Origin of the sequence: Exiguobacterium sp. s140, assembly GCF_018617035.1 — a bacterium.
Classification (GTDB): Bacteria; Bacillota; Bacilli; order Exiguobacteriales; family Exiguobacteriaceae; genus Exiguobacterium; species Exiguobacterium profundum.
In genome coordinates this window covers 14,755-37,829 of the sequence record NZ_JACSJK010000006.1, presented here as the reverse complement: position 1 = coordinate 37,829, position 23,075 = coordinate 14,755, and the positions used below count along the sequence as shown (strand labels likewise).

The 23,075-nt window shown below is 47.7% G+C and carries 24 protein-coding genes and 1 pseudogene; 19 read left to right on the top strand and 6 right to left on the bottom strand.

Features of this window, described 5'->3' with window-relative positions; all coding sequences use genetic code 11:
- Positions 1 to 68: 68 nt before the first annotated feature.
- Positions 69 to 1,565 carry a DHA2 family efflux MFS transporter permease subunit gene (locus tag KNO61_RS15875; RefSeq protein ID WP_214873869.1) on the bottom strand — a complete coding sequence of 499 codons (1,497 nt, stop codon included), beginning with the start codon at positions 1,563 to 1,565 and terminating at the stop codon, positions 69 to 71.
- A gap of 164 nt (positions 1,566 to 1,729) precedes the next feature.
- Here KNO61_RS15875 and KNO61_RS15870 point away from each other — a divergent pair, with 164 nt between their 5' ends.
- The 4 genes and pseudogenes from KNO61_RS15870 (at position 1,730) to KNO61_RS15855 (ending at position 4,584) form a co-directional block, all read left to right on the top strand.
- Positions 1,730 to 2,602 (top strand): TetR/AcrR family transcriptional regulator, encoded by an 873-nt coding sequence (locus KNO61_RS15870; protein ID WP_078146218.1) that lies wholly within the window; start codon positions 1,730 to 1,732, stop codon positions 2,600 to 2,602.
- A gap of 146 nt (positions 2,603 to 2,748) precedes the next feature.
- A complete protein-coding gene (locus KNO61_RS15865) occupies positions 2,749 to 3,762 on the top strand; it encodes a LacI family DNA-binding transcriptional regulator (protein WP_214873867.1) in 1,014 nt (337 codons plus the stop codon).
- 223 nt (positions 3,763 to 3,985) lie between these two features.
- A pseudogene (locus KNO61_RS15860) lies at positions 3,986 to 4,252 on the top strand (family 1 glycosylhydrolase); the annotation flags it as partial.
- An 86-nt stretch (positions 4,253 to 4,338) separates the two neighbouring features.
- Positions 4,339 to 4,584, top strand: a complete 246-nt coding sequence (locus KNO61_RS15855) for a hypothetical protein (protein ID WP_031424613.1) — start codon at positions 4,339 to 4,341, stop codon at positions 4,582 to 4,584.
- 98 nt (positions 4,585 to 4,682) lie between these two features.
- Here KNO61_RS15855 and KNO61_RS15850 read toward each other — a convergent pair whose 3' ends face one another.
- Together KNO61_RS15850 and KNO61_RS15845 are read right to left on the bottom strand one after the other, a co-directional pair.
- Positions 4,683 to 5,261 carry a hypothetical protein gene (locus KNO61_RS15850; RefSeq protein WP_214685730.1) on the bottom strand — a complete coding sequence of 193 codons (579 nt, stop codon included), beginning with the start codon at positions 5,259 to 5,261 and terminating at the stop codon, positions 4,683 to 4,685.
- Positions 5,258 to 5,584 carry a hypothetical protein gene (locus KNO61_RS15845; RefSeq protein ID WP_214685732.1) on the bottom strand — a complete coding sequence of 109 codons (327 nt, stop codon included), beginning with the start codon at positions 5,582 to 5,584 and terminating at the stop codon, positions 5,258 to 5,260. The genes KNO61_RS15850 and KNO61_RS15845 overlap by 4 nt, the downstream gene beginning before the upstream one ends.
- Before the next feature lie 213 nt (positions 5,585 to 5,797).
- On the opposite strand from KNO61_RS15845, the gene KNO61_RS15840 reads away from it, so the two are divergent.
- Genes KNO61_RS15840 through KNO61_RS15810 form a run of 7 tightly spaced genes read left to right on the top strand, consistent with a single transcriptional unit; the run spans position 5,798 to position 9,285 of the window.
- The gene (locus tag KNO61_RS15840) at positions 5,798 to 6,232 is read left to right on the top strand and encodes a hypothetical protein (protein WP_214685734.1); all 435 of its coding nucleotides are present in this window, start codon (positions 5,798 to 5,800) and stop codon (positions 6,230 to 6,232) included.
- Positions 6,229 to 6,657, top strand: a complete 429-nt coding sequence (locus KNO61_RS15835) for a hypothetical protein (RefSeq protein ID WP_214685736.1) — start codon at positions 6,229 to 6,231, stop codon at positions 6,655 to 6,657. The genes KNO61_RS15840 and KNO61_RS15835 overlap by 4 nt, the downstream gene beginning before the upstream one ends.
- A complete protein-coding gene (locus tag KNO61_RS15830; protein WP_214685738.1) occupies positions 6,658 to 7,107 on the top strand; it encodes a hypothetical protein in 450 nt (149 codons plus the stop codon).
- Positions 7,091 to 7,561, top strand: coding sequence for a hypothetical protein (locus KNO61_RS15825; protein ID WP_214873864.1), 471 nt, complete (start codon positions 7,091 to 7,093; stop codon positions 7,559 to 7,561). Before KNO61_RS15830 ends, KNO61_RS15825 begins: the two co-directional genes overlap by 17 nt.
- A complete protein-coding gene (locus KNO61_RS15820) occupies positions 7,540 to 8,058 on the top strand; it encodes a hypothetical protein (protein WP_078146226.1) in 519 nt (172 codons plus the stop codon). The genes KNO61_RS15825 and KNO61_RS15820 overlap by 22 nt, the downstream gene beginning before the upstream one ends.
- A complete protein-coding gene (locus KNO61_RS15815) occupies positions 8,045 to 8,515 on the top strand; it encodes a hypothetical protein (RefSeq protein ID WP_078146227.1) in 471 nt (156 codons plus the stop codon). The genes KNO61_RS15820 and KNO61_RS15815 overlap by 14 nt, the downstream gene beginning before the upstream one ends.
- Positions 8,516 to 8,541: 26 nt before the next feature.
- On the top strand, positions 8,542 to 9,285 hold the full coding sequence (locus tag KNO61_RS15810; RefSeq protein WP_214685740.1) for an endonuclease/exonuclease/phosphatase family protein: 744 nt from the start codon (positions 8,542 to 8,544) through the stop codon (positions 9,283 to 9,285).
- 165 nt (positions 9,286 to 9,450) lie between these two features.
- On the opposite strand, the gene KNO61_RS15805 is transcribed toward KNO61_RS15810, so the two are convergent.
- On the bottom strand, positions 9,451 to 9,651 hold the full coding sequence (locus tag KNO61_RS15805; RefSeq protein ID WP_214873862.1) for a hypothetical protein: 201 nt from the start codon (positions 9,649 to 9,651) through the stop codon (positions 9,451 to 9,453).
- A 412-nt stretch (positions 9,652 to 10,063) separates the two neighbouring features.
- Here KNO61_RS15805 and glmS point away from each other — a divergent pair, with 412 nt between their 5' ends.
- The 6 genes from glmS to KNO61_RS15775 all read left to right on the top strand — a co-directional run bounded on the left by glmS (position 10,064) and on the right by KNO61_RS15775 (position 17,511).
- Positions 10,064 to 11,860, top strand: a complete 1,797-nt coding sequence (glmS, locus tag KNO61_RS15800) for a glutamine--fructose-6-phosphate transaminase (isomerizing) (protein ID WP_214873860.1) — start codon at positions 10,064 to 10,066, stop codon at positions 11,858 to 11,860.
- Between the two features lie 144 nt (positions 11,861 to 12,004).
- Positions 12,005 to 12,274, top strand: coding sequence for a PTS sugar transporter subunit IIB (locus KNO61_RS15795; protein ID WP_214689446.1), 270 nt, complete (start codon positions 12,005 to 12,007; stop codon positions 12,272 to 12,274).
- Positions 12,264 to 14,294 carry a BglG family transcription antiterminator gene (locus KNO61_RS15790; RefSeq protein WP_214689444.1) on the top strand — a complete coding sequence of 677 codons (2,031 nt, stop codon included), beginning with the start codon at positions 12,264 to 12,266 and terminating at the stop codon, positions 14,292 to 14,294. Before KNO61_RS15795 ends, KNO61_RS15790 begins: the two co-directional genes overlap by 11 nt.
- A 167-nt stretch (positions 14,295 to 14,461) precedes the next feature.
- Positions 14,462 to 15,883 carry a PTS mannitol transporter subunit IIBC gene (locus KNO61_RS15785; RefSeq protein WP_196431520.1) on the top strand — a complete coding sequence of 474 codons (1,422 nt, stop codon included), beginning with the start codon at positions 14,462 to 14,464 and terminating at the stop codon, positions 15,881 to 15,883.
- 47 nt (positions 15,884 to 15,930) lie between these two features.
- Positions 15,931 to 16,362 carry a PTS mannitol transporter subunit IIA gene (locus tag KNO61_RS15780; protein WP_078146235.1) on the top strand — a complete coding sequence of 144 codons (432 nt, stop codon included), beginning with the start codon at positions 15,931 to 15,933 and terminating at the stop codon, positions 16,360 to 16,362.
- Positions 16,363 to 17,511, top strand: a complete 1,149-nt coding sequence (locus tag KNO61_RS15775) for a mannitol-1-phosphate 5-dehydrogenase (protein WP_078146236.1) — start codon at positions 16,363 to 16,365, stop codon at positions 17,509 to 17,511.
- A 37-nt stretch (positions 17,512 to 17,548) separates the two neighbouring features.
- On the opposite strand, the gene KNO61_RS15770 is transcribed toward KNO61_RS15775, so the two are convergent.
- Positions 17,549 to 19,897, bottom strand: a complete 2,349-nt coding sequence (locus tag KNO61_RS15770; RefSeq protein ID WP_214873857.1) for a bifunctional diguanylate cyclase/phosphodiesterase — start codon at positions 19,895 to 19,897, stop codon at positions 17,549 to 17,551.
- A gap of 139 nt (positions 19,898 to 20,036) precedes the next feature.
- On the opposite strand from KNO61_RS15770, the gene KNO61_RS15765 reads away from it, so the two are divergent.
- A complete protein-coding gene (locus tag KNO61_RS15765; RefSeq protein ID WP_251030868.1) occupies positions 20,037 to 20,864 on the top strand; it encodes a CPBP family intramembrane glutamic endopeptidase in 828 nt (275 codons plus the stop codon).
- 27 nt (positions 20,865 to 20,891) lie between these two features.
- The gene (locus KNO61_RS15760) at positions 20,892 to 21,413 is read left to right on the top strand and encodes a GNAT family N-acetyltransferase (protein WP_214873853.1); all 522 of its coding nucleotides are present in this window, start codon (positions 20,892 to 20,894) and stop codon (positions 21,411 to 21,413) included.
- 22 nt (positions 21,414 to 21,435) lie between these two features.
- Here the strand turns inward: KNO61_RS15760 and KNO61_RS15755 are convergent, their stop codons facing one another.
- Positions 21,436 to 22,938, bottom strand: coding sequence for an N-acetylmuramoyl-L-alanine amidase family protein (locus KNO61_RS15755; RefSeq protein WP_214873850.1), 1,503 nt, complete (start codon positions 22,936 to 22,938; stop codon positions 21,436 to 21,438).
- Positions 22,939 to 23,075: the final 137 nt, after the last annotated feature.

Genomic DNA, 23,075 nt, shown 5'->3' with positions numbered 1-23,075 from the left:
ATTTATGAAGGGAATGAGAAATTAAAAAAACCGCTCTGAATTCAACATTCAAAGCGGCTTCTCAACATTTAATTCGCTTGTTTCAATTCTTCAACAGTTTCTACATTGTCATCGAACTTCCGTACATCCACGCGTTTCACGAAAAATGCTAAAACGAGTGCCAAGAGGTTCATCCCGAGTGCGACATAGAACGAATATTGAATCCCAGACAAGAGGGCTTGCTGAGTGATGGCGCCCATTGAGCTCTCTGTGAGTGTCGCAGGATCAATTCCGGTCATCAATGATTCAGCTTCCGTGCGTGTCACCGAGTTCATGATAGTGACGAGGACTGCCGTACCAATCGCACCAGATACTTGTTGGGCCGTGTTGTTGATGGCCGTTCCGTGCGGATTGAGGCGAGTCGGTAACTGGTTGAGTCCATTTGTCATGATCGGCATCATGACCATCGACATCCCGAACATACGCAATGTGTACGTTAAGACGATATACGTGTAGGTCGAGTCAAGTTGGACGTGAGCGAGCATGTACGTCGATACGGCGGTGATCGTCAATCCGGTAATTGCCAATAATTTTGGTCCGAATCGGTCAAACAGTTTACCTGTGATCGGCGACATGATTCCCATGATGATCGCACCAGGAAGAAGCATGAGCCCTGAATCGAGTGGGGAGATACCACGTACGCTTTGGACGTAAGCCGGTGCCAAAATCATACCGGAGAACATCGCGACCGCGTTGACCATCGCAATGACTGACGCGAGTGCGAACATCGGATGTTTGTAAGCACGCAAGTCGAGCAATGGTTTTTCCATATGGAGCTGGCGATAGATGAAGGCAATCAATGAGATGGCACCGATAATCATCGTCGCTAAGATAATTGGATTGTCCCAGCCATCCGAGCTTGCTGAACTGACACCGTATAAAATCCCACCAAATCCGAGCGTTGATAAAACAAGTGACAAGTAATCGAGTGACTGATCTTTGTTTTGGACCATGACGTTCTCCGCTTTCCAAACAGCGAGCACGAGACCGATGATGGCGAGCGGTAAAATCATTTCGAATAAGACGCGCCAGTCATAGTACTCGACGATATAACCCGAGAGTGTCGGTCCAATCGCAGGTGCCGAGATCATGACGAGCCCGAAGATTCCCATCGCCATTCCCCGTTTTTCACGAGGGAAGCTGACGAGCATGACGTTCATCAAGAGTGGTCCCATTGTCGAGGCTCCGACGGCTTGAATCATCCGACCGCTCAACAACCAGCCAAAGTTTGGCGAGAAGGCCGCGATAGCCGTACCGATGGCGAAGATGCTCATCGACGTAATGAACAAGCTTCGGTTTGAAAAACGAGTGATCAAATAGGCGGATGCCGGGACAAGAACACCTGTCACGAGCATAAAGCCGGTCGCAAGCCACTGTACGGTCGAGTAATCCGCGATTTCGAGGTCGACCATGATCGATGGGAGCGCGACGTTGAGTAATGAGTTGTTCAGGAATGCGATAAACGCACCCGCAAAGAGGACCGCCAACATGACGTAAGGCGGTTTCTTTTGGAATTCTGGTTTCATATGGATGGCTCCTTTATTTTCTAAATAGTTATGTGTTGGTAAGTGTCGATGAAATGATTTTATACCCGTTGTATAAATAAAGCAACCATTTTGTACTATTAGTCTAAAATGGTTTTCGGTGCTATAGTAAAGGTACAAACCAGACAGAACGGAGCCATGTAAGAATGAAAGAGAAAAAAAGAAAAGTCGCCGATATTGCCATGTCTCTCTTCATCGAAAATGGAGTGCAACACACATCGGTGCAAGAGATTATCGACCGTGCCAACATCTCCAAAGGGACGTTTTATAACTACTTCTCATCGAAGACGGATTGTGTCGCCAGTATCCTCGAGAACTTACGATATGATGCAGGGCAACGCCGGATTGAGATGCAGATGGGGCGCGATAAACGAGATCGTGACGTCTTCATCGAGCAAATCTCGATATTGATTCAATTGAACGAAGAACGGAATTTGCATGCGTTATTTGAATCGATCATGTCGTCAAACGAGAATGAATTGAAGAAACTTGTACTTCAACATCGCATTTATGAGATTGAATGGATTGCGATGCGTTTGACGGAAATTATCGGAGAGGCTGTCAGACCGTATTCGATGGAATTGACGGTGCTCTTCAACGGAATGTTGCAACATATCTTGTTCACGAACCGGATCACGAATGCCGCTTACTCTCCTCAAAAGGTCGTCCGAAGCTTATACACATATGTCGAATTGATTGCCGCTCGGATGATGGAGACAGGGGAGCACGTCTTGAACCCGGTCACGGTCGATCAAATGCGTGGGACGACAGATAAACATCTCATAACAATCGAGGAATTGATCGAGATGGCTGCTCGTATCGAAGAGCATGTCGACATGACGGAAGAACAGCGTGATTTGTTCGATGCGATTTCGTTCGAACTCAAACAAGAGCGTCTACGAAAAATCGTGTTAGAGCAATTGTTGAAACCGTTCCAGCGACTATTTAAAGGCGTGACGGACGAAACAGAGGTGCAAAAGTTTACGAATCTTGTGTGGTTGTATACGCGGACACATTAAGGACAAAAATTTCCCGATACAGTAATATAGAAGAAACAAGGAATGGAAGAAAGAATCAAAAAGTTTCCTCGAAAAAGAATTGATTCCTACAAATCCATACGCTACAATCAAATTACCGAAAGCGCTTTCGGGAAGAGGGGAATGACATGGGTACGATTTATGATTTAGCCAAAAAAACAGGATTCTCGATCACGACAGTGTCCAAAGCGTTGAACAATTACAAAGACGTGAGTGACAAGACGAGAGCGAAAATTCTTCAAGCCGCTGCTGAGATGGACTACTTGCCGAACGCACATGCCCAGTCGTTATCGACGAAAAAATCATGGGCGATTGGGGTCATGTTCTCAGAAGCGAATGAAGTCGGGATGAAACACCCGTTCTTCAACGGGATCATCGAAAGTTTTCGTCACGCGACAGAGGAGCAAGGCTACGATTTGATTTTCGCCTCGCGAAATCTACGCAATCGTGACATGAGTTACCTCGAACATTTTAAACACCGTGCGGTCGACGGCATCGTCGTCATCTGCTCGGACCGAATGGATGAGCAAGTTCAAGAGCTCATGCGAAGCGACATCCCGATCGTCGTCGTCGATATGGACAGCGCCAACTGTAGCGTCGTCTATTCCGATAACATCGAAGGGGCACGCCTCGCTGTGAATTATCTCTATGAACTCGGTCACCGAAAAATTGCCCACATCGCTGGGGATGAAACGATTGACGCCGGAGCGGCGCGAATCAAAGGATATGAACTTGCGATGCAAGAGCTGGACCTTCCGATTCGACCGGGCTACCTCGTCAACGCCGGTTTCTTCTCGGTTGAGGAAGGCAAGCAAGCGATGGAACGATTGCTTGAACTAGACGATCAACCGACTGCAGTCTTTGTGGCCGGGGATCAAATGGCAATCGGTGTAATCGAAGCCATTCACGAACACGGTCTTCATGTCCCGAATGACATCTCTGTCATCGGATATGATGACATTGAAATGATACAATACATCACGCCAAAACTGACCACGATTCGCCAAGATACGGACGAAATCGGAGAAGCGGCAGCAGAACTTTTACTTGAACAAATGACCGCGAAAGAGCGACTCACTGAACGTCGCGTCATTCCGGTACGCTTAGTCGAACGGGCATCCTGTGAACCGGTCAAACAGTGATTTATAGCCAATGATATTTCGAAGTCGCTCTCTTTTCTTCAGTGGATGGAGAAGGGAACGCGATTTCGAAAGTCATTTTTTAGAGAAAATCGAAACCGCTTTCGATAATTTTTAAACCTCTTCTTGCAAGCGCTTTCTACTATTACTTATAAAAAGGATGGGGACAACACATGCGTAAATTAGTCAGCTTACTTACACTCGGAGCACTTTCAGTTGGCGTCTTGAAGTCCATGACGATAACCGGATCGACTACGTCCGCCAGCACCTCGAAGCCGTCTCCGATTTGAACGATGAAGGCATGAACATTCAAGGCTACTACCTCTGGTCGCTCATGGATAACTTCGAATGGAGCTTCGGTTATGAGAAGCGCTTCGGCATCCTCTATATCGACTTCGAGACACAGGAGCGCATCTGGAAAGACAGCGCGAAGTGGTATGCCGGTGTCATCGCCGACCATAAAGCCAAACACGCAGATAGCGTCGAGGCGTAACATGCATCCATCCCTGCCGCTACGGGGATGGATTTTTTGTGTGGAATGCTATCTTTTTGGGAACGAGGATAGGGGAGGGATGTTCTATGAAACGTGAGTTTGCGACATACGAAGTGACGGGATATGACGACCTTGGGAAAATCAAATTCGTTCATTTGAGAGAAGGCGAGTTCGTGTTGCCCGTTGAGATCAAGGGAGATGACTTACGAAAAATCAAGAAAATGATGGAGCTCAATCCAGGTGTGACCGTGATTATTCATGCGGCGATTGACCAGAGGCGGATGCGGTTGCTTGAAGTGGAGGGCTATTCGCTCCGGAAAGAGGATACGTAAAACGCTAGCACTGAAAAAGGGCTGGCGTTTGTTTACATAGATTGGGCAACGAAACACCAGGATAAATCTCACGATTCACTCGTGATGACGCACAAAAGTCACCGACCATGAAACGGTTCGGTGACTTTGTTGGATTGACTGATGCGTTTGACTCGTTTCAATATGTCCCGTTTCGGTAAATTCGGGTAATCATGCTGGATGCGTTCGACGCAGGACACGATTGTTTCGGTTCGTAACAGGTGGATGATCTGCTGATCGATTGAATCAAGTTCAAGAGGTACGTCTTCTTTCGAATTCTCACGATTTAGCCAAAATGATGCACCGAATAAGTGTACGAATACAATCGCCATTACGGTGAGCGTCGATAAATCGATAGACGGAAAGAGTGTCAGTACGACGTATAGACTGATTCCGCTCACTGTTCCGTGAAGAATGGTGTCGATTAGACGCGGTATGTTCGAATGAACAAACGAGCGTAATGCTCCCGTTAACGCATCAACGAACAAACTGAGGATTGTCGACAATAGATAGAAACAACCGAGCATCGCAAGAGTCGATAAGATTCGGAACGGTGTGTCTTCAAGCAGATAGATGAGAATCAAATCGACGGCAAGTAGCGGGGCGAGTGCGAGTGTTAAAATCAATGCGCCCCAACCGAGTCCAGTCACAGCCTTCATGAGACATGTGCACGATATCGTCCGAGTGCGATGATGGCACAGAAGAGACAGACTGTATGGATCACGATTCCGATGAGCATGGCATACGGCAAGATCGATTGGAAGCCAAGACCGAATGCAAGGGCGGCGCTCGATAGGATCAGAAAGCTCGGCGTATAATTTCGGACGGTTGTTTTCTGCTTCTTCGCATGTACCATAAAGTATCCCGCAATGAGTAAAAAGACAGGAAACAACAGGATGGGGTAGACCGATTGAAGCGCCAATCCGAGTAATCCGGACAGACCAGCGATAACGGCGAATATAGAAGGGTAATAAGCTTTCAAATTTCCAACTCCTTAACTCTTTTCCCTAAATATAACAGCCCTCCTCATTGCTGAGAAGGGCTGTCGTTTTTGTTTCAGGCATATCTCTTCCATTCGTCAATTGTTGAAAAAAGTCGAACGATTCATTGCGAGAATATTCGGAAAATGTGAAACAATAATAAGAAATTATACGTATAAGGGAGATAGATGCTTTATAGAAAGGGTGTTTGTTAAGTGAACAATCAAAATCGTTTCGTACAAGAGGAGACATGGTGGAAGTCACCACTTCGAATAAAATATACCTCGTTTGCGTTCATACTCATAGCGCTTGCTGTGTCGTACTTCGAAGGTAATGTAGGGCTGACAGTTCCACTCATTGTTGTCGGGATCGCGATGATTGGGATAGACGTTAGCAAGTATCAGAAACAACGTACGCATGTAAGCGGAAAAACCAAAGTGAAATCTCTTAAATGGGAGCTCATATATGACTTAGTGGATTCTGCAATTCTTATTGTAATAACCGTGACGCTCCTTTTTATGAAAGTTGACACATTGACAATTTTTGTTGTTCTCACCTTGTGGATGGTGTTCGGTCAAACTTTCCAAAGACAGTTTGGAGAACGCATGCCTTTGGTGGATCAATCCGAGAAACAACGGTTGATGAGATGAATGAACGCATAATGCAAGAAAAAGCATGGAAGCGTTTATTCGACCAATGGATATTCGGCTTGTTTGGAACATTTGTAGTGCTGATGTTACCAATCAGTTTATTAACAGATGATCTTACGTGGGGCGTGCTGTATATCGCCTGTACGCTCATTCCGCTGAACATCTTATATGTGAAGCGTTATCGAATGCGCCTGAGGTTTCAACCAGAATTGAAAGGATTGTATCGTCGTCAACTCGTTCGGGACGGGATCAACAGTGCTGCCTTTTTCCTCGCGTTGAATCATCAATTATTGTTCGCCTCAAACGTGGCGTATATGGGTGTCACGATATTCATCAGTGGTGCAATGCTATTGACGTTGAACGTGAACAAACAAACGAAACAACAAGATATGGAGTATATACATTTCGACAAGGAGGCGATATAGGTGGAGCACGACGTAAAGTGGATGCGACGAATGCGAGGTTATGCCGTACCCATTTTGATTCTTTATGTCACGGCCATTATTGTCGCTCTCTTATTAGAGAAAATGTGGCTCATCCCCGTCATGGCGTCGGTCTCTATGATCATCGTCGTGATGGGCTATCAAGAGATGCGTATCATGTGGCGAATGACAAAACATCCGAAAGCTCATCGAATGCTTATATTCCAATACGTATTCGAATGGGTGGATGCGATTTTGTTGACGGCGCTCATGGTGACACTTCTGACAGCGGAAGATTTTGGTCTCGTGATAGGTCTCTTTTTTGGGATATGGGGAGTACTCAGTCCGATTCGGCAGAAGTGGTTCACGAAGCAACTTAAACAAATCGATCCGGAATTACCGACGTATGAGGAAGTGATTGAAGGGAGTGTCGCACATGAATCGTCAAGTTGAACTTAAAGTCGCGCATGCTAAACAATTTGATCGATTCTTTGGCTGGCCGGTACTCGTCATATTCCTCATTTCGTTCATCACCATGTTACGGATACAGGCGACGTGGGTCATCCCGGTCATGTTGGTCGTATCCATTGGCATGGCTTATAAAGGATATATGGAATATCGAGTCATTCGCCCTTTTGCCGAACATCAAAACGTCGTTCGGGTGTTGCGATATCGACTCGTTGACTGTTGGATTAGTGCTGTTTCGTTATTTGTGCTCTTCATCCCGATGTATGTGAACGAAGATGCCTTCATCCTGACCGGTGGGATCGTCGCCCTTTGGGGGTTGACGAAATCGTATCGAGAGAAGAAGTGGGAAGAGCGAATCCATACGCATCAGTCAGGATTACCAACGTATGAAGCGATACTAGAAAGCGAGGGAGCCATATGGAACCATCACCAAAAGTAAAAGCGCAAATCGACACGATTCTAAAAGTAGACCGCTTGACTAAATGGGGTGTCGGCATCATCGGAATCGGACTCGTCGTCAGTTTTTTGATTTATGCCTCGTATTGGACACTCTCAGATGGTGTCGTCACGGGAACATTATATGCGGTGCTCGCCGCAATCTTAACAGGTATTTTTATCCAATATCGGATGTGGTTGCGCTTTGTGACGAATCAGACGGCACGTAACCTCTTATCGTTCAAGATGATGGCACATACGCTCGCTTTGACGGGTGTCGGGATTTACGGACTCTTTTACTTCACGAGTGAAACGACAGGTCCACAATCGTTCCGTATGTTCCTCCTTTCGCAACTGACGTTTTTCGGGATTGAATACTTGGCGAAGCGGTTCGACCGCGTCATTCAGTCTTACGATGAAAACTATTTGACGGATCAAGATTTAAAAGAAATTCGTGAGGTCCGTGAATACGAGAAGGAGCAACGTCGTGAACAAGCGTGATCAGATGAGAGAGCTTGTCAGAGTGGAAACTGAAAAGAATGGAGTCTTCACTTTTCTGTCGTGGATGATCTGTATTGTGCTGTTTGTTGCGACTGAAAAAGGATGGGTGTCAGCAGGAACTGTTCTTTTGATTGGTCAATTTGCGGGTCTATTTGCGATTAAAAAATCTTGGAAGAAAGAAACGATTCAATTGAAGTATTTAACGAATCGAGACGCCAAACGTCACATACACTTGATGTCGATTTTTAATTTTTTGACGTTCCCGATTTTGCTCATCCTCATGTTCGGATGGGTAACGAAACAAATTGAGACACCTTACTTTATTGGGTTGATGGTCACTGGAGGTGTCATATCCGTCATCGGTCATAAATGGTACGAGCGATATATGGTTCGTCTTGATGAGAACTACGTCACGGAACGTGAATTAAGAGAAGAACAAAAATGGGGGGGCGCGTGACTCACTCGAGAAAGTAGGAAGATGAAGTGAGGATTGCGACATATAATATTTGGAATCATGACACGTCATGGCAAAAACGAATCGATGCGATTTGCCAAGAAGTGAAACGAATCGACGCGGATTTGATTGCACTGCAAGAAGTCTGTTCTTATGAAAAAGGCAGTGTGGCTCATGACATTGCGAAAGCGACGGGTTATCCGTACTGCGTCTTTCATCCTTATCCCGACTCACCGGACGAAGGACTCGCTTTTTTGAGTAAAGTCCCTTTTTCTTCAGTTGAAGCGATTTGGGAAGAGGATGTGGAAGAGTCAAACTTTTGTGCGACCCGAGTGACGCTTACGTTCGGCGGTCAGGAATGGGGCATCACGAATGTGCATCTGAACTGGCACTCTTCTTCGATTCGAGAATGCCAGATGAAAGTGGTACGAGACTGGTTAAGCAAGGGGCGCCAAAAGACGATTGAAGTGTTGTGTGGAGATTTCAATGATCATCCTCGATCGAATATCTATGATGATGTATCAGATGCAGGGTGGCTGGACGTGACGACGTTTGTTGGCGAAGAGGCACGCCCGACGTTAGACGTAAAGCACAATCCATACTTGCAATCTTCTCATCTCGAGCAGTCTGAACGATATGATTGGATTCTGTTCCGTTCGGAATGGAGTGAACTCGAGGTTCAGCATGTCGATGTATTCGGCGACATGCGGACGAGTAGGGATGTTGTACCGAGTGATCATTATGGTGTGGTGGTCGACTTTACCGTGAAATAATGAGGAGGATGTGCGATTGCGCATCCTCTTTTTATTTGAATAATCGAGCGATGAATCCTGCGCATGCTAGGAACGGTATGACGAAAAGGAGCCCGAGCCATTGATCGCGCCAAACAACAAACCAGAAAGCAGCTTGCAGACATAGGATGCCGACTGCGGCAAAAATCACGAAAAGAATGCTTTCTTACGGGTGGAGCGGTCACCCCACCATTCCTTGAAATAAGGGAAACTGCAGAGAAAAGCCATAGCCATAAAGAAAATCGCAGGAAACAACATGACATCCCCTAACGTGCTATTGCCTTCAAATTCGAGCCACCTGGATAAGACGGATAACAGAATGCCGATCAATAGGAAGATTCCACCCATGTGTTTCCCCTCGTTTCTTTACTCGTTACTTGTATCATGCCCGTTCTCTCCTTACTCGAAAACCTGATACATTGATGGCATTTTAGTGAAAGTGGTGACTTTTACATGAACGGTAAAAAAGTATTTAGCGACTACTTTAACAATTTCTCTATCCAACACGCCTTGTACTCGATAGCATGAAAGCGTATCTGGAGAAACGGCTAGATATGAAGTGGAAGCGCCAGAACTCTGCGGAGTTGACGAGGACGAAGGTGATCGAGATTTCGGCGGATGCCTTCCAGTCGCGTGTCACGACTGAGAGAGTCTTGATAAAACGTTCGGGTGACCGGACGGACAAAGCGAGACTTGATGACATTACTCTAAAAAGCCCGTTTCCTTTTTCGAGAAATCGAAGAATAGAGGAGATTTGTTTATGTGTGGAATCGTAGGAATGATCGGACAAGTGGGAACGAAAGAGATTTTATTGAAAGGTCTCGAAAAACTTGAATATCGTGGTTATGACTCAGCAGGAATTGCCTTAGTCGGCGAGGACGTTCGTACGTTCAAAGAAGTAGGACGAATTCAAGCACTTCGTGACATCGTACCGGCGGACGCCGAAGGGACAATTGGAATCGGTCATACGCGTTGGGCGACACACGGGGTACCGAGTGTACCGAACGCCCACCCGCATCAGAGCACGACAGGACGTTTCACGCTCGTGCACAACGGCGTGATCGAGAACGACGAACAATTGAAAGCCACGCTCGACGTCCCGTTCCTTTCGGAGACGGACACGGAAGTCATCGTCCAGCTCATGGAGAAACACTTCGTCGAGCTCGGCGACGTCGAGGCGGCGTTCCGCAAGACGCTCTCGGACCTCCACGGTTCGTATGCGATCGCGATGATCGACTCAGAGGACAAAGAGCGCCTCTATATCGGGAAGAACAAGTCACCACTCCTCGTCGGACTCGGTGACGGCACGTTCAACGTCGTCGCATCAGACGCGATGGCGATGCTCCAGGTGACAGACCAGTACCTCGAGCTCCACGACGGTGAAATCGTCATCCTCACACATGAGTCGGCGACAATCAAAACGCTCGACGGTGACGTGCTCGAACGCGCGCCATACACGGCTGAGATCGATGCGTCAGATATCGAGAAGGGCACGTACGCGCACTACATGTTGAAAGAGATGGACGAGCAACCGGCCGTCATCCGCAACATCATCCAGCATTACCAGAACGAGAACGGCGACATCGAACTCACGGAAGGCGTGCGTGAGCTCGTGTCAGAAGCGGACCGGATCTATATCGTCGCATGTGGGACGAGCTATAACGCGGGACTCGTCGGAAAAGACATTTTAGAACGCATCGCTGGCATTCCGACAGAAGTGCACGTTTCTTCTGAATTCGGCTACAACATGCCGCTCTTAAGTGAACGTCCGTTGTTCGTCTTCTTATCACAATCCGGTGAGACAGCGGACAGCCGTGCCGTACTCGTCGAAGTGAAGAAACGCGGATACAAAGCGCTCACCATGACGAATGTACCGGGATCGACGCTCTCACGCGAAGCGAATGAGACGATGCTCCTCCATGCAGGACCAGAGATCGCGGTCGCCTCGACGAAAGCGTACACGGCGCAAATCGCCGTCCTCGCGATTCTCGCGTATGACATCGCTCGTGCGACAGGGAAAGAATTGCCGTTTGATCTCATGCCGGAGCTTGCCCGAGTTGCGACCATCATGGACTCGATCATGGCGCAAAAAGAGTTGTTCGAAGACCTTGCGGAACGTTATTTGAAAACGACACCTAACACGTTCTTCATCGGTCGTGGGCTTGACGCATCTGTCTGTCTCGAAGGAGCGCTCAAAGTAAAAGAGATTTCGTATATCCAAGCGGAAGGGTACCCAGGTGGGGAACTGAAGCATGGGTCGATTGCCTTGATTGAAGACGGGACACCGGTCATCGCGCTCATCTCACAACCGAAGACGAACTTGAATATTCGTGGAAATGTTAAAGAGGTCGTCGCCCGTGGCGCGAACGCCTGTATCATCTCCATGCAAGGCGTGGAACATGAGAATGATGACTTCATTTTGCCGCACGTCGAGCCACTCTTGGCACCGCTCATCAACGTATTGCCGGTTCAATTGATGGCATATTACGCGGCACTCGCTCGTGGATGTGACGTGGACAAGCCACGGAACTTGGCGAAATCGGTGACAGTGGAATAAACTGAACATAGTGTAAGGCACCTTTCTTCAGGAGAGGTGCTTTTTACTGCTTGCCGATATCTTTGCCAACAAGCAAAATAGTAGGAGAAGTAAGCGGTTCCAACTTATGATTAGATAAAGATAAGCGATGAAAGAAGGGCTGACATGAACGTATACATTGCTTGCCATAGCGGGTTTGTGACAAGTGCGATGGCGGCGAAGTTGTTCGCACAGGCAAGCAAGGGGCGCTTGCTTTGTACGATTACGCACGGAACGATTCAAAACATCCCGAACGAGGTGGATTTGATTCTCTATCAGGAAGGGGCGACCCCGGTCACCCATCCGACCGCACGTGTCCGGTCAGTCCGACAACTCCTGTCGCTCGAGGAATACCGACTACTTGTCGAAGAATGGATGGATGAGCATGAGACATGAGTGGACCGCGCGAGAGCGGTCGATTTTACTACACTTATTGGCAACTGAGACATCGACACCGCTCGCCGAAATCGCGCAAGCGGTGAATTTGTCTGAGCGCACGATTCAACGAGAACGACAATTACTTGAAGGCATCTTAAAAGAGTTCGAACTCGAACTCGCTTGGCAACGCGGTCATGGACTGAGCCTGGTCGGCAAACCATCTGCGAAGCAACAGTTACGAGAAGACCTCATCTTATCCGCAGAAGCGATCCCGACGAGCGAGGACCGCTTATTTGAGCTGGCGTGGCGTCTCTTGTTCGAGAACGATACGCTTAAATTGCAGGCGGTCGCCAAACAGATGCACGTCTCGCCGAGTACGTTGACACAAGACCTAGAGAAATTGGATCGATGGTTCGAAGAGTATCATTTAGAAGTTGAACGGAAAAAAGGTGTTGGGGCTAGAGTGCTCGGTTATGAGTCCGAGAAGCGTAAGCTACTCATCAACGCTCTGCTTGCCCACTGGGACACGCTCGCATTTTATCGCTTCGTCCGTGGAGAAGACGACTACATTCCTGCTTTTTTAAAGATGGTACCATGCGAGGAGATGCTTGAAGGTCTTCGAGACGGTTATGATTATTTGAAATCCCTTTCGTTTGAGCGGATGGACGACCGCACCATCATGCGAGTCACGTTCGCTTACGGCGTGCAACAAGAGCGGTTAGCGTCTGGATTCTTTTTAGAGATGTATACGAAAGGACGGTCCGAGGACTATCTGAAAGTCGCCACCGATATGGAAGCGGCTCTCGGTATCACTTACTCGATGGCGGAACGCGTCTGGTTCGCGGAAGAGGCGAATCGTCTGCGCTCAATTAAAGATCAAATGAAAGAAGACGAGGAAGAACGCTGGATCATGCAGATTCGGGTGCATAAACTGATTCATCACGTCTCGCTCATCTACGGGTTTACCTTTACGGATGACGCGGCTCTCGAACGAGGACTGCTTGCTCACATCCTCTCGAGTATGAATACGCAGGCGCTACCAGAGACGAGTACGGTCAAGCCCCACATCGACCGCGACTATCCGGGACTTCGTTCGGCGATTCAACAGGCCGCCGACATCGTCTTTGGGACGAATACGTTCTCCGAAGAAGAAACGGTTTTTTGGGCGATGCACTTTGCGGCAGCACTCGTCAAACCGGTGCGCCGCCGCGAATATCGGGCGCTCGTCATCTGTTCGGCCGGACTCGGTTCGTCGAAGATGCTCGTCAATCGGGTACGCCAAGAGTTCCCAGAGATGCAAGACGTCGTCAACTCATCACTTTTCGGACTCGAACAGCACCGACTTGAGGAATATGATGTCATCTTGTCGACGGTGCCATTACCACCACTCTCGGTACCGACATTGATTGTCAATCCGTTGTTGACGAGTGAAGAAGTACAGCGCGTCCGTCATCTTTTACTATCTTTACCGCAATCCTTTCAGACACTCGCAACGAAGCCGCGTTCAACGATGCTTGATTTCGCAGAACTCGGGGAATTGGTCGAGACGTTCGAGCGGATGGATGACCAGTTCGATTTGGTCACGCTCAATAATACGGATCGTTTAGAAGATATCTTGCTTGATATCGGTACACATTTAGAAGAATGTGACCTCGTACAAAGCGGAATTCAGCTCTCTGCCCAACTGCTTCGTCGTCACGAGGTCGCGGGCCTTGGGGTGCCTGGTACGAAACTGGCGTTATTCCACGGACGACATGCCTCGATTGAGAAGGCGAGTGTGTTTGCGTTTGATTTAACGACATCGATCCCACTCCTTATGATGGATCAGTCGACCGAACCGGTGACACGTCTTCTTGTCTTGCTGGCACCGGAAGAAGCACGTGACGTCGAGCTTCAGTTCCTAAGTGCGATCAGCGGGTCGCTCATTGAGAGTGAGGAGCATATGCGTCTTTATAGCACGGGAACGAAAGAAGATCTTCGTTTACTCCTACACGAATGCATGAAGAAAATGATTCATGAGACGTTGTACGAAAAATGACCGAACCATGGTCATTTTTTTGTTTGGCACAAAATGTTGCCAAAGTGTGAACTGGATTGAATTGAGAAAGCGCTTACTCCAGGCATACAATACAGGTGTAGAGCACAAACCGGTTAGCTACACTACACATTCAACCTTTCACATTTAAACGACTGGAGGTTTTATACATGGCGAATACGCAAGCAAGCTCGGGCGGGGTCCGAGTCAAAGTACAACGGTTCGGTAGTTTCCTCAGTGGGATGGTCATGCCGAACATCGGCGCCTTCATTGCCTGGGGGATTATCACAGCACTCTTCATTCCAACAGGATGGTGGCCAAACGAAAAATTAGCAGAACTCGTTGGTCCAACAATCACGTATCTCTTACCATTACTCATCGGTTTCACTGGTGGTAAATTACTTCATGACGTACGAGGCGGTGTCGTCGGGGCACTCGCCACGATGGGGGTCATCGTCGGTACCGACATTCCGATGTTCCTCGGTGCGATGATCATGGGTCCACTCGGTGGTTATGTCATCCGCCAAGTCGACCGTGCCCTTGAAGGCAAAGTTAAAGCGGGATTTGAAATGCTCGTCAACAACTTCTCAGTTGGAATCATCGGTGGTCTTCTCATGCTTGGAGGATTTGAAATCTTTGGTCCGATCATGAGTGCCCTCGATAAAGTCATGGCGGCAGGTGTTGACTGGATCGTCGGCGCGAAATTGCTTCCGATTGCGAGTCTGTTCATCGAACCGGCAAAAGTTCTCTTCTTGAACAACGCCATCAACCACGGGATCTTGAGTCCGCTTGGTGTCGATCAAGTCGCAGACGCTGGAAAGTCCGTTCTCTTCTTACTTGAAGCAAACCCAGGACCAGGTCTTGGATTACTTCTCGCCTATATGTTCTTCGCCAAAGGTGCAGCGAAACGTACGGCACCGGGTGCAGCCATCATTCACTTCCTTGGTGGGATTCACGAGATTTACTTCCCATACGTATTGATGAAGCCGGTCTTGATCCTTGCGATGATCGCAGGGGGCGCAACAGGGATCTTCACGTTCGTACTCTTTGATGTCGGTCTCGTCGCACCTGCTTCACCAGGTAGTATCTTTGCCATTCTTGCGATGGCGTCACGCGGTTCATATCTCGGACTCGTGGCAGGGATTCTCTTGTCAGCAGCGGTCACGTTCGCTGTGGCTAGTGTTATCTTGAAATCGAGCGCAGCAGAGGAAGTATCACTCGAAGAAGCGACACAAAACGTGAGTGCGATGAAAGGTAAACAGTCTTACGCATCGGCTCTCGTGACAGATCGTCTTGATAAAGTCGACCATATCATCTTCGCTTGTGACGCTGGAATGGGATCGAGTGCCATGGGAGCATCGGTTCTCCGGAACAAGGTCAACAAAGCGAACTTGCCAATCAAAGTGACGAACACGTCCATCAGCAACTTGCCGAAAGATGCTCAGTTCGTCATCACACACGAAGATTTGACGGAGCGTGCGGAAGCGCAAGCACCGAATGCGATTCATCGTTCGGTCACGAACTTCTTGAACGCCGATTACTATGACCAATTGGTAGAAGAAATTAAAGCGGAACGCAGCAAAATTTCTTGAACTCAGAACAGATAGAGATACGGTTTAGCCATTAGGAGGAAATCAAAATGCCATTCATTCAAACAGAGATGATTCGACTTAACCAAACATTCGCAACGACAGAGGAAGCGATCACAGCAGCCGGAGCCGTCCTACAAGACGCCGGCTGTGTGACGCCGGAGTATGTAGAAGCGATGCATGAACGTCAAGAGATCGCAAACGTCTATATCGGAAATCACGTCGCCATTCCACACGGTACAGAAGCAGCGAAATCAGCGGTTCAGAAGACGGGGATCTCGTTCCTGCAAGTACCAGACGGGGTCGACTTTGGGGGTCAAACGGCCAAACTCGTCATCGGAATTGCAGGCGTGAATGATGAACATTTAGAGCTCCTATCGCAAATCGCGATTCTCTGCTCAGACGAAAGCAATGTAGAGCGCCTTGTTCAGGCGAAAACGAAGGAAGAAATCTTGGCGCTCTTTATGGAAGAGGTGGCGTAAATGAAAGCTGTTCACTTTGGGGCAGGAAACATCGGACGAGGCTTTATCGGATTATTGCTCAACCAAAGCGGTTACGAGGTGACGTTTGTCGACATCAATGATACGGTCATCGAAGCGCTTGAGGCAAAACGTCATTATGAGGTCGGGTTCGCAGAAGACGGCGTCGATCGTATCGTCGTCGACCGTGTTCGCGGTGTCAACAGTTTAAAAGAACCGGCTCGTGTCGTGGAATTGATTGCAGAAGCAGATCTCGTGACGACGGCTGTCGGACCGTCACTCCTCTCAAAAGTGGCACCCTTGATCAGTGAAGGACTTCGTGCTCGTGAAGTCGAGGATGCACCGGTCTATGTCATCGCATGTGAGAACATGATTGGTGGGAGTGCAATTCTTCGCCAAAAAGTAGAGGCGTGTGGTGGTGTCGGGGAGGCGAATGTCTTCTTCCCGAACGCAGCAGTCGACCGCATCGTCCCGCTACAACAACATGAGGATCCGCTTTACGTGGAAGTCGAGACGTTCCATGAATGGGTCATCGAGACACAAGGGCTCAACGAACAACCACCGATTCAAGGTGTGACATGGGTTGAAGAAATCGGACCGTATATCGAACGAAAATTATTCACGGTCAATACGGGACATGCCATCGCCTCTTATATCGGCTCGTTGTTCGGGAAGGCAACGATTGACGAGGCGCTGAAGGATCGTCGCGTCCGTCAAGTCGTCCAAGGCGCATTATATGAGACAGGTTGGTTATTGCTTGAGAAATACGGATTCGAGGCGAAAGAGCATAGCCAATACATTCAAAAAATCATCAAGCGCTTTGAAAATCCGAAACTGAAGGATGAAGTGTCACGCGTGGCGCGTTCGCCGATTCGCAAACTTGGACCGAGCGACCGTCTCGTCAAACCGGCACGCGAATTGATGGATAACGGCATCGAGCCAAACGAACTCGCTTACGGGATTGCAGCAGCCCTTCATTACTACAACCCGGAGGACTCGGAATCGTCGGAGCTGAATTTGTCGATCGAAGAACACGGCATCTCGTCAACGATTGAAAAATACCTTCATCTTCATGAAGGGGACACGTTGACTCAGTTGATTCTTGATCAATATCATTTGATTCGGGAAGAAGAAAAAGAACGTGTGTCTTAATCAAAAATCGCTTCTGTCACCTGACAGAAGCGATTTTTTAGTGTTTCCCGAATTCGAGATAGGTCGTTGTTTGTTTTACGTGAAGTGGAACGTCTGTCTCAGACAACGGAAGACTGAAGTAGTAGCCTTGTACGTAGTCACATGATTCCTTGAGTAACCATTCGAGTTGAGCGGATGTTTCCACACCTTCCATGAGAACTTTCATACCAAGGTTGTGACCGAGTTGAATCATCGAGCGGACGATGGCCTCTTGATTGCGGTCGGTGAACAGGTTCTCGATAAACGACCGATCGATTTTCAGCACTTGCACAGGAAGTTCCCGAAGTTGGCTGAAAGAAGAATAGCCGGTCCCAAAATCATCGAGAGAAATGAGGATTCCGAGCTGATGCAACTGTGTCAGTTTTTCACGAGTCGAGGCCTCATATGAAAGCATCGAGGACTCGGTCACTTCCAATTCGAGATACATCGGGTCCATCCCCGTCTCCAAAAGAATGGATTGTAGCGTATCAACAAAGTCTTCGCGCGCAAATTGGAGCGGGGAAACGTTAAGGGATAATGTAAAGGGACGTATCCCAGTTCGTTGCCAACGCACCCAAGCGCGACAACCTTCCCGAATGACCCAATGACCAATCGAATGAATTAACCCCGTGTTTTCCGCAATCGGGATGAAGTCAGATGGCGCAACCTTTCCGATTTGTGGATGTTGCCATCGAAGTAACGCTTCCGCGCCTTCTAATCGATTCCGCTTCAAATCGATTTTCGGTTGATAGACAAGTGTCAGTTCGTTTTTACTTAGTGCGGTGACGAGTGCTTTTTCTATCTCGATATTGCGCAAGAGTTGAGGTCGTGATGATTCTTCGAATAATTTGATATTATTCTCTCCATCTTGTCTGGATTCATCAGCGGCAAGACGAGAAAATTGAATAAGTTCTTCGGAAGAAGCACTATCCTTAGGGAAATGACTGATTCCCGCACTCATCGTCAATTCAAGAGTCGTGCCATCCACGTCGAAGCTGGATGAAATCGCTTTAATACATTTTTCAGCCTTTTGATGAGCGAGCGAACTGCGTTGCGCAAATAGTAAGATGACAAACTCGGATGGTCCGATTCGTGTCAATACATCGTCTGGGTGAATCGTATGTTTGAGGCGGTCAGCGACTTGCATGATCAACTCATCTGCTCCGTGATGCCCAAGAATGTCACTTAGGAAACGCCAGCGGTTTACGTCGATGTATAAACAGGCGACCGAACGTTCTTGTGAGATACATTCCTTCAAGAGGGCATCCAGTTTATGCCGATTTGGTAAATCCGTCAATGCATCGTGAAAAGCCATATGTTCAATCAGACGCTGAGAGGCGACTGCTTCGGTCACATCTCGGATAAACCAGAGTACTTGATTGTTTGAACCATCTTGAAGTGGGTAGGACGTCACTTCTAACGTACGATGATTCGTGTCAATTTGTACCGGCTGATAGAACGGCTGTTGAGCCGACAGCAAAGGATGATAATCCTGAAAAAAAGGTTCTGTCGCATGCCCCTCGAATAAGTGAGCGAACGCTTGATTTTGATATTGGATTTCACCATCGCTTGTCGTCGTCACTACGGCATCCGTTGTCGATTCTAAAATCGTCGTTTGAAAGAGGTCACGTTTTTGGATTTGTCGTTCTAACGTATACGCAATAAAGTACATTCCGAATAAGAGAAACACGATGCTCGTGACTAACCATGCGAGTAGGGTCGGATCAATCGGAACCTGCCTGGCGGGTGAAGCATCAGGAATGATAGTCGTTGCCCGCATTCCAGCAAGGTGCATACTGAAAATAGCTGTCCCCATCAGAAGGGAGAACATCAGTTTCACGGAAAAAGCGAAATGCTGCGTAGAGTAGGATGAAAAGAAGCCTACCCATAAGGCTAGAAAGGAAGCGCTCCATGCGATACCAATTGAAATCAATACCCATAAGGGATCAAAGTCTAATTGAACACTTTGTATAGCGGTCATCCCGATATAATGCATGCTGACGATTCCAAATCCCATCAAACCGGAAGATTGCAGTAAGGTCATCCATGTCGTCTTTCGGGAAATCAAACCGAACGACAGGATGAACCCGGCAATCGCCGGAATCATTGATCCGATAATGAGCCAGATGGAGTACGTGCTTTCGTGTAAAGAAGCATGACCGAGCATGGCCACAAAATGCATGGACCAGATGCCAAGACCTAGCGTGGTACCACCAAATAAAATCCAAGTACGATGAGACGTTGTCACACCTCCTGTGACCCGCTTCGCTAATTCGAGTGCCATCAAGGCAGAAACGCTGGCAATGAGGAAAGCGAGTATCATCAAAAATCCATTGTGACTCGTTGTATGCGTGCTAATCTGTTCCATAGTGTCGATACCTCATAGGGTTATTTAATCCATTCATCACTTCATTATATGCCGAATAATTATAATTACATACAAAAAGATTCAAATGCTATTCTTCCAATCAAATAACGGGTACTACATTACTGAAGGGGTGCTGATTATGTATAAAAACAAATACATCAACTTTTTCTTATTGGTCTCATTCGGCTATTCATGGTTCATATGGGGGAGCTTGTACTGGTGGACCGATTTGCCAATCATGGTCATCGTTATTTTAGGGGCGTTTGGTCCAAGCATTGCAGGGTTTCTCACGATGTATCGACTTCGGGGCGGGGAAGGGGTGACACATCTTCTTCGGAAAAGCATTCAGTTCCAGATGAGTTGGAAGGCGTATGCGATTCCACTTTTGTTGGTGCCGTTCTTATTTCTCGTAGCGTATTGGTGGACGGATCGAAGCGGTGCCCTACTCGTTCGAGAACCGTGGTGGGTCGTCCCATACTTCTTCTATATGCTATTTCTCGGAGGGACGTTGCAGGAAGAGTATGGATGGCGCGGCTATTTGCTGGACGCCTTACAATCAAGATTCTCTCCACTTCTAGCTAGCCTGTCACTGGGGGTCCTTTGGGCGATGTGGCATATTCCGCTCTTCTTCATGGCTGGAACAGGACAGGCGAATTTGTCATTTTGGGCGTATGGCTTAGCCGTGATGGCATATACGATCATCATGACTTGGGTATACAACGGTTCGTCGCGCAATTTATGGTCGGCCTTTCTCATGCATACGATGTTCAACGTAATGTTCGTGATGGTCGGGTTCGAAGCGGAAAGTGGTTATCCAATCGGGTTTATTCATTTGACAATCATATTATGGACCGCTGCGATTTTAGTCATTTGGAAAACGTACGGTAAATTGAATTATGAGCCGCTCGAAGAAATGATTCCCTCGTACCCGAGTGTTACGCAACGAATTCGTGAGGGTAAAGAGTAAAACAAAAAAGAAAAGGGAGTGGCCGTCTTGAATTTTCGTGCACTCGAACAATCAGACGTGAAATCCTTGCAGCGCTTATTTATGGAGAGTTTGAGTGACTTGATTCGACGAGAGCGGTTTGAAGATGCCGATTTGCTCGATGAAGAAGTGGCGCGTCTGAACACGACGATTCAAGATCATTTCGATGATGACACCGTTGATCTGTACGTTGTAGAAGAGGACGGAATCCTTGTCGGAGCAGGGGCGTTATTACCTCCGAATGATATCATCTCAGGCAACATACAAATTGAGCGTGATGCGATTGAGCTAGGGAGTGTCTATGTGTCACCACGAATGCAGCGGCGAGGTGTCGGGCAATTCCTGTTAGAAGAGATGATGCGTGAAATTTCGGTTCGAGGGAAGAAGGTCTTTTATTTAGATGCCGGATTCCCGAGCGCACAAGCCTATTGGCAGAAACGATTGGGTGAGCCGTCTCATATCCTCGAACATTATTGGGGACCTGGGGCATCCCATATGATTTGGCGAGTCCATATCAAACAAGGAACTTAGCTGAGTGCTAAGTTCCTTGTTTTTAGTAATAAGATCGCATGAATTGATGAATGCCGGATGCCGTTGCTTCAGCCATTCGTTGACGATATGTCGTACTCGTTAAATGTGAGCGGTCGCTTGAATTACTGATGAATCCGTATTCGACAAGGGTAGAAGGTGAAACGTTCCGTCCGACTACGTATACATTTTGATACTTGACCCCACGGTTTTGAATCGTAGAAATCCGTGAAGCGATCTCTTTGTTGATACTTGAGCCGAGACTACGGCTGGCGGAAATGTAAGGGTTTGTCGTATAACTTTCTGACGTCGGGACGAGTACCTCGTGTCCATGTGCCGTGTTATAAACGGAAGAGTTCGCATGAAGACTGACGAACACTTCCCCTTTATAAGACTTGTTGAGTGACACACGCTGTTCAAGGGAGAGGTATGTATCGTTCGAACGAGTCAATTTAACGTTGTAGTCATAGGTGCTCGATAAGACGCCAGCTAGACGTTTCGCGATATCAAGTGCAATCACTTTCTCATAAACAGAGCCATAGACAGCGCCAGGATCGTTTCCACCATGACCTGCGTCGATGACGACCGTTTTACCGGTTCCGTTTGTATCCGTTGGTGTCGTAACAGTCGTAGGTTTCAAGTACTCGGATGCTACATACCCGGTTTTGCCGTTGTATGTGACTTTATACCACGAGTCATAACGGCTGACATATTTGATGACTGATCCAGCTGGAATGACGGTCAAGACATCGCTCCATGAAGCGGCGCTAAGACGCATATTCAAGTTCACGGTCGTTTTATAATAAGAAGACGGGGTTACGGGAGCTGTCGTCGCCGTTAAGTAGTCAGAAGAAACATAACCGGTTTTTCCATTATAGGTGACCTTAAACCATGATCCATAACGGCTCACATATTTGACAGTCGCACCCGATGGAATCGTCGTGACGACGGAACTCCATGAAGCGGCGCTGAGACGCAGGTTCAGGTTGGCAGTCGTTTTATAGTAGTCCGAAGGTGGGACTGGCGCACTCGTAGGTGTTAAATAAGCAGAAGCGACATAGCCCGTCTTTCCATTGAACGTCACTTTGTACCATGACCCATAACGACTGACATACTTCACGGTCGCGTCGGCAGGGATCACGGTGACCACATCACTCCATGAAGCAGCGGTGAGGCGCATATTTAATCGGTCTGTTGTCTTATAGTAAGCAGAAGTGTTTGAGACCGAAACATATTGAGAAGCGACATAGCCTGTTTTGCCTCCATAACTGACCTTGTACCACGAACCGTATGTACTAATGTACGTGACGCTTGAACCAGATGGGATTGTCAAGAGGGCTGGGCTCCAAGTGGCTGCGCTGAGGCGAAGATTTAAGTTGGCGGTAGTGGTATAGGTCGAGGCGGCTTCGGCGACAGTCGATTGAATACCGGAAGAATCCAATTGGAACGGGACGACTGCTGCCCCGGATATTGCAAGTGAAGAACTAAGTAACAGCTTTAAACTCCATGATGATTTTGTTTCATTCAATGTTCAAACTCCTTTATTCATTAAACTAGTGACAAGGGCGGCGTATGAGAGTGCATCTAGGTTGTCCCTGTTTATTATATAAGTAAAAAGGAAAAAATGGAGGGAAATATATAATTCATTTACCTTTTTTCTTAAAT